Below are 5,261 nucleotides of genomic sequence, written 5' to 3' on the forward strand. Positions count from 1 at the left end.
CATTGTAAGCCGACCAGTTCGTGGTCTTATACTTCGTAGGGGCCCAACTGCTCATACCTTCCAGCTATCACGCTGGATTCACGCAGTGAATCCCTCACCCGATTTGCGCAACAAGGCCGTTCGTGAGCGCAACTGACGGCGATATTTCATTTCACCCACTGGATGTTGCCGAAGCGATTTCGTGCCAAAGCGAACGCAAGCGCTTACTTGATGTCACGCATTCGACGGTGGTGCCAGCAGGCATGTTTAGAGGCGGGAAAGACGTCTATAGTTGCTGCGAATGAAACAAAAGGAACATAGACTTGCTTCTCTCTATTGGCTTATCCCTGTCCGCATTTCTGGTGACGGCGGTGATGCATCTGACCACCCTGAAGTGGTGCAGTGGTGGGATGGCCAGCATTCCAATGCGGCCCTCCATCCGCGTCCTCGCGGTTCTGACTCTGCTGTTCACTGTCCATATGTTGCAAATTGGCGTGTTCGCTGTCGCCTTTGCCTTGGCCGAGCGCTGGTTGAACCTGGGCGCATTTGCGGGTGAGACCATCGCGGCTCCCCTCGATTACTACTATTTTTCGGCAATAACCTACACCTCGCTCGGAATAGGAGACATTTTTCCTACCGGGCACCTGCGGTTTCTGACGGGCGTCGAGGCGCTGATCGGTCTGTTGCTGATAGCGTGGTCCGCCTCCTTCCTCTACGCGATGATGAACCGCCTCTGGGTCTGGCAGCCCTGCGTGCGTCCGGACGGAACATCGCAGGACATGTCAGGACGTACGCCTGCGCGCGACTGCCAGCAGGGCAACACTGGCGAGGATGGCGGACATGCTTGAGCCCAAAATGACGGCGATCTTTGCCGAATCCGCGCGTGCGGGATCATCCAGCGCGGCGGTGACGATGAACAGGCTCATCGTGAAACCGATGCCTGCGAAAAGTGCGGCGCGCAGGGTATCGCGCAACGATGTCCCAGACGGCAAACTGCCCAGACCCGCCCACAGTGCAAGGCCGGTTCCCAATGCGACACCCAACGGCTTTCCGATAACAAGGCCCAGGGCAATGCCCGCAGCGACCGTATCTGTCGTCCAGTTCGCGGACGCATTGGTCAGCGGCACCCCGGCATTGAAGAAGGCAAAGATCGGAACGACGATGAACAGGGCCAGAGGTGCGACGCGATGCTCGACCTGTGCGACGGCGCTCAGTCTGAAAGCCGACAGCGGCAGCGCCAGACCGATGATCGCCCCCGCGATGGCCCCTTCCAGCCCGGACCCAATCAGCCCGGACCACAGCAATGTGCCCGCAACGAGATAGAGCTTGGTGGCCTCGCTCGCGCGCCGGTTCAGAGCCCAGAGACCGCCAAGCCCGACCGCGATGAGGGCCAGCGACCAGCCGAACTCGGCCTCGCCGTAGAACAGTGCAATGACCAGCACGGCGCCCAGATCGTCAAAGATCGCAACCGCCGTGACGAAGGCCAGAAGGCCCACGGACACCGCCGATCCGAGGAACGACATCAGGCCCAGCACCAAAACCACATCCGTCGCAATCGGAATCGCCCAGCCGGGCATCGCTTCGGGGTCGCCTGCATTGAACGCCAGATAAATCGCCACCGGCACCACCATGCCGCCGAACGCCGCAATGGCCGGCAAGGTGGCGCGCCCCCGCGCCGCCAGAACGCCCGACGTCATCTCTTGTTTGGTGTGCAAGCCGATGTGAAAAAAGAAGACGACCAGAAGGCCCTGATTGATCCAGTCGATCAGCGGGGCGTCGATCACAACGGGCGCGATGCCCAGCCGCAGCGGATAGTGATGGATGAAGTCGTAAACGCCCGACAGCGGTGAATTGGCCGCACCCATGCCCAGGGCGATCGCGACGAGCATGGCGATGCCTGCACGCCGTCCTTCGTGCGATTGCCGGGTTTCAACCGCTGACATCAGTGCTCATGCGCTGCTTCCGGTGCCATCCATCGCGACAGGTAAACACGTTCAAGGACAAAGACAGTGGCAATGCCGATGGCGGCATAAAGCACGATGGCCGGATCGCTTTGAAGTTTCATCGCAGTGAAGGCGACAAGTACCACGGCGTCGAAAGCAAGTGCCAAAAGAAGAATTGTTGGCGCTGCTCCAATCTCTTTCCGTCGGAAATGGAACACACCCCAATGCACAATCATATCCATGATGAGATAGAAGAATGCTCCCAGAGAGGCGATCCTGCCCAGATCGAAGAACACCGCCAGCGCCGAGGCAATCACAACCGTATAGACCAGCATGTGGCGCTGAATGGCCCCGGTCATACCAAAGTGGCTGTGCGGGATCATCTCCATATCCGTCAGCATGGTCAGCATCCGCGACACCGCGAAAACGCTGGCCAACACGCCGGATGCCGTGGCCACGGCCGCCAACACGACCGTCAAGTAAAAGCCCACCTGCCCAAGTGCGGGCTCAGCCGCCTGGGCCAGCGAATAGTCGCGCGCGGCGATGATTTCGTCGATTGTCAGGCTCGCGCCTACGCCAAAGGCCACAAGCAAGTAGACCACCACGCAGATCCCGATGGACAGCATGATAGTGCGGCCCACATTCCTGTGGGGATCGGTGATTTCGCCGCCGCTGTTGGTGATCGTGGTGAAGCCCTTGAAGGCAAGGATCGCCAGTGCGACAGAGGCGATGAAGCCTGTCACTCCAAAGGTCTCGGCCGTTTCTGACGCGGCGGCGAACTGAAACCCGCTTGACCAGAGTGCTGCGATACCGAACAGCGCGATGCCCCCGATCTTGATCGCCGCCATGATTAGAGAGAATAGCCCGACGGAGCGGTTTCCTGCGATGTTGACCAAGAATGCGAACACGATCACGGCAACCGCCAGAACGGGCACAAGTGGCCCACCCGTGATATCGAAAGGCCGCAAGACATAAGTTGCGAATGTCCGTGCGACGAGGCTTTCCGCGATCACCATGCTGAGCGCCATCAAAAGCGCCGCTCCCGCCGCAACCGCCCCCGATCCATAGCATTTCTGAAGGATCATCGCGATGCCCCCTGCCGAGGGCCAGGCGTTCGACATCTTGATGTAGCTGTAAGCGCTGAAGCTGGTCACGATGGCACCAGCGATGAACGCGAGTGGAAATAGTGGTCCAGCCAGCTGGGCGATTTGTCCGGTCAGGGCAAAGATACCGGCTCCGATCATAACGCCCGTGCCCATGGCAACAGCTCCGCCAAGGCTGATCGAGCCTTCGCGGTAGCCGTCGTTTACATCGTGGTTTTTATCGTGTTTCTGCATTTCGATCTGCCTTGGTTGCTATTTAGGTCGTTACGCCTCTGCGCATGCCCACCCTATAGGTTTCAGGCCGCCAGAAGTCCCGACCCTGGGCGTCTGATGAAATCGCGACTACTCCCGTTGCGAGGGTGCGCCGTAGATCCGCCGGGAAGTCTGCGAACGCCATGTGACCACAACGGCGGCCGCTTGCAGTGCGACAACTGACGCCACAAGGGCAACAAACGGCCATCGCGCCCAGTTCGGTTCAGGCGTTTGGCGGTGGAAATCAAGAAAATGAAAGAACAAGAAATAAGCCGTGTGCAGCACCGCCAGCCACCACAGAACATAAGCGCCCTGCTGGATGTATTTCCACACGGACGTGCCAAGTACGCTTTGGCTGAAATTATTCGACGTACCGGCAAGCACAAAGCCGTAGAGCAGTGCCGCGATCCCGACCACATTGGCCAGCGCAAACCCGTGGTTCAACATCACGTAGCGTTGCAATTGAGGATGAAACTCGAAACCGAACAACCGCGCGAGATCAAGTTCGACCCAGCCGATCAGTATGATCACGGTATGCGCAATTGCCGCCAGAACGGCGTAAATGCCAAGCTCGCGCCGATACGGCAAAAGTTTTCGGAACAGGCGCGCCGATGACAGGCGCGCAAGCGGACCTATCGCCATCGCGAGCGCGATGAGCACAAGCGAAAGATCCCCGAATGCGCGATTGTAGCGATGCATTTCCGACCATTCGGCCCGCGAGATCAGCAGCAGGTATCCAACCAACACGGACGTGCCGATGGTTAGTACGTGCCGCAGAAGGGCGGGTTTTTTCATCATGGTTTCAGATACCGTATGTTTGCAGTCTTCCAAAGATGTTTTAGGCACGCAAATAGCACATCAGATCGGCTTTCGCTTCCAATCAGCGTTCAACATTCTGCAGAGTGTTGACGTTTGGTATGAAAGCCGGAACCCGGCTGGCATACCTGTCCCAGCTTTCGCCAAAACGGGCACGACTGTCCCCCTCCTCGCCGCGGGCCAGCCGTGCGTACATCCAGACCAGCACCGGGAACATCGCGAGCGTCAGGAGGGTCGGCCATTGCACGAGAAAGCCCAGCATGATCAGCACGAACCCCACATACTGGGGATGGCGAATGCGGGCATAGGGGCCTGTCGTCGCAAGCAACCCTTGACGCTGCGCATTCCACAGATGGTGCCATGCCACGGATATCAGCCAGAAGCCGCCGCCGATAAAGACGAAGCTCAGGAGGTGGAACGGCCCGAAGTGTGGGTTTGACTGCCAGCCGAACATCATCTCAGGCAGGTGACCGCTGTCGTGAGCAAACCAGTCAATCTCCGGCCAGGTCGATTGCAGCCAACCGGAAAGAAAGAAGATGGTCAACGGAAACCCGTACATCTCGGTGAACAACGCCAAGACGAAGGCGCTGAAGGCTCCGAAACTGCGCCAGTCGCGTTTTGTCTGCGGCTTGAAGAAACTGAAGGCGAAAATGATGAATACCGCCGAATTGATAAATGCCAGCACCCAAAGTCCATAGGAAGCACCTGCATCGGCCATTATGTGTCGTCTCCTTTGCCGTGCCCGCCGTGGCCTCCATGGCCGCCATGCATGAAGAAGTGCATGCCGACGCAGAGCAGCAAGGGCAGCCAGATCAGCAATCCACTTCCCAGAAGGTGCACCCGGTGTTCATAACCCAGAAGAAGGCCGCCCCCGGCAAGAGCGACGATCAGATAGATGCCGGCGCGTGATCGCCAAAAAGAGGGCGGCCTGGTCGGCTCGTCACGGTTCATGTGGTGTTCGCTATGTTCGGTCATGACATATCTCCATCCTAGGTTTCGACCCGCAAGGGCCTTGAGAATTGTATCCGCTTGTGAAGCCTTCCGAGCTATAGCGCGACAATCTGGGTGAGACGCTGGCGACAATCAGGATGAGATTCTATGTCGCGGCACCTGTGACGTTATCATCGTGATTGCCGCTGGCAAGGTTTTCTTCGGCTGCTGTTTGTCG

6 protein-coding genes are annotated in these 5,261 nt (G+C 58.5%); 1 reads left to right on the forward strand and 5 read right to left on the reverse strand.

The window, feature by feature from the left end:
- The first annotated feature begins 353 nt into the window (after positions 1 to 353).
- Complete coding sequence (locus SM763_RS23855) at positions 354 to 827, forward strand: potassium channel family protein (protein ID WP_369000040.1); 474 nt, start codon at positions 354 to 356, stop codon at positions 825 to 827.
- Here the strand turns inward: SM763_RS23855 and nhaA are convergent.
- The 5 genes from nhaA to SM763_RS23880 form a co-directional block, all read right to left on the reverse strand.
- Positions 762 to 1,922, reverse strand: a complete 1,161-nt coding sequence (gene nhaA, locus SM763_RS23860) for a Na+/H+ antiporter NhaA (protein ID WP_369000042.1) — start codon at positions 1,920 to 1,922, stop codon at positions 762 to 764. The two genes, SM763_RS23855 and nhaA, sit on opposite strands and share 66 nt — an antisense overlap.
- Positions 1,922 to 3,259, reverse strand: coding sequence for an APC family permease (locus tag SM763_RS23865; RefSeq protein WP_369000044.1), 1,338 nt, complete (start codon positions 3,257 to 3,259; stop codon positions 1,922 to 1,924). Before SM763_RS23865 ends, nhaA begins: the two co-directional genes overlap by 1 nt.
- Before the next feature lie 108 nt (positions 3,260 to 3,367).
- On the reverse strand, positions 3,368 to 4,072 hold the full coding sequence (locus tag SM763_RS23870; RefSeq protein ID WP_369000046.1) for a ferric reductase-like transmembrane domain-containing protein: 705 nt from the start codon (positions 4,070 to 4,072) through the stop codon (positions 3,368 to 3,370).
- 85 nt (positions 4,073 to 4,157) lie between these two features.
- Positions 4,158 to 4,811, reverse strand: coding sequence for a methyltransferase family protein (locus tag SM763_RS23875; RefSeq protein ID WP_369000048.1), 654 nt, complete (start codon positions 4,809 to 4,811; stop codon positions 4,158 to 4,160).
- Entirely contained in the window at positions 4,811 to 5,068 is a 258-nt protein-coding gene (locus SM763_RS23880) for a DUF2933 domain-containing protein (protein ID WP_369000050.1), read from the reverse strand. Before SM763_RS23880 ends, SM763_RS23875 begins: the two co-directional genes overlap by 1 nt.
- Between the last annotated feature and the right edge of the window lie 193 nt (positions 5,069 to 5,261).

It is taken from the genome of Pseudophaeobacter sp. C1-32P7 (assembly GCF_041008775.1).
Taxonomy (GTDB): domain Bacteria; phylum Pseudomonadota; class Alphaproteobacteria; order Rhodobacterales; family Rhodobacteraceae; genus Phycobacter; species Phycobacter gallaeciensis_A.